1 protein-coding gene is annotated in these 1,300 nt (G+C 68.5%); it reads left to right on the forward strand.

All coding sequences use genetic code 11. The annotated features are described in order from the left end of the window. The first annotated feature begins 160 nt into the window (after positions 1–160). Positions 161–1,258: an ISAs1 family transposase gene (locus tag FHS13_RS21130; protein WP_184293718.1), complete on the forward strand. Its 1,098-nt coding sequence runs from the start codon at positions 161–163 to the stop codon at positions 1,256–1,258. The last annotated feature ends 42 nt before the right edge of the window (positions 1,259–1,300 follow it).

The raw sequence follows: 1,300 nt of genomic DNA on the forward strand, positions 1-1,300 counted from the left end.
CAGGGCTGTTTCAAAGTCGGGATCGTGAGCCATCGGCTCTGATCACGGCCTTGTAGCGATCTGGTCGAAGCCCTCACCAACGAACAACGGAGCCCGCTAGAAGATCAGGGACTTCCACATCTCTGACTTCCAAGGGACTCCGTTGCGCTCCCAGTCTGCCATGCCCGCCCCTGTCCCCGTCGGCCTTGCCGACAAGCTCGCCCATCTGGAGGACCCTCGCTCGCCGCAGGGTCGCCGTCACAGCCTGGCCAGTGTCCTGCTGTGCGCCCTGTGCGCGATGGTGGCCGGAGCCCGTTGCCTGCGGGCGATCGGCCAGTGGGCCGATGCCGCACCCCAGCACACACTGGCCCGGCTGGGCTGCCGGATCTCCTGCGCGGCTCTGGGCGCACGCTCCGCTCCGTCCCCGGCGACCATCCGCCGCGTCCTGCTCGCCCTGGATCCCGAAACCCTGGCCGCCCTGTCCAGGCCCGAGACCCTCCAAGTGGTGGCGGTGGACGGCAAGTCCCTGCGCGGATCGGCCACGGCCACCGGTCCGGCAGTGCACCTGCTGGCCGCCCTGACCCCGGACCGGCGTCTGGTCGCCCAGGTGCGAGTGCCGGCGGGCACCAGCGAGATCGACGCCCTAGCCGTGTTGTTGGAGGGCATGGACCTGACCGGCGTGGTGGTCACCGCCGATGCCCTGCACACCCAGGCCGACACCGCCTCGTACTTGGTGGAGGACCTGCACGCCGACTACGTGTTGACCGTCAAACGCAATCAGAGGGCCCTGTTCGAGCAGGTAGCGACGTTGCCTTGGGTTCAGGCCCCCACGCTGGACACCGCCCGGGACCGCGGCCACGGGCGGGCCGAGACCCGTACCGTCAAGGTCATCGACCTGGCCGGGGCCACCGGTTTTCCGCACGTGGCCCAGGCGGTGCGCGTGCGCCGCTACGTCAGGGAACTGCGTACTGGGAAGGTGTCGTGGACCTTGGCTTATGCGGTGACCTCGCTGGAGCTCGGGCAGGCGGACGCGGCTCGGATCAGCGCTTTGGTGCGGGGACATTGGGGCATCGAGGCCTGGCATCACGTCAAGGACGTGTCGTTGGGCGAGGACGCCTGCAAGGTCCGCTGCGGCCATGCCCCCGACAACCTGGCCGCGTTGCGTGCTCTTGCCTTGGTGTTCTTGGGCCGGTTGGGTCAGGACACGGTGCCCGACGCGATCCGGTGGGTGTCGTATGAGGCGTTCACCCGCCCGCTAGACGTGATCGGGTTGCCGTGACCAGCGCGAACGTTACTGCATGCCGAGAATGAAACAGCCCTG

The sequence above is a fragment of the Nocardiopsis algeriensis genome (genome assembly GCF_014203695.1).
Classification (GTDB): Bacteria; Actinomycetota; Actinomycetes; order Streptosporangiales; family Streptosporangiaceae; genus Nocardiopsis; species Nocardiopsis algeriensis.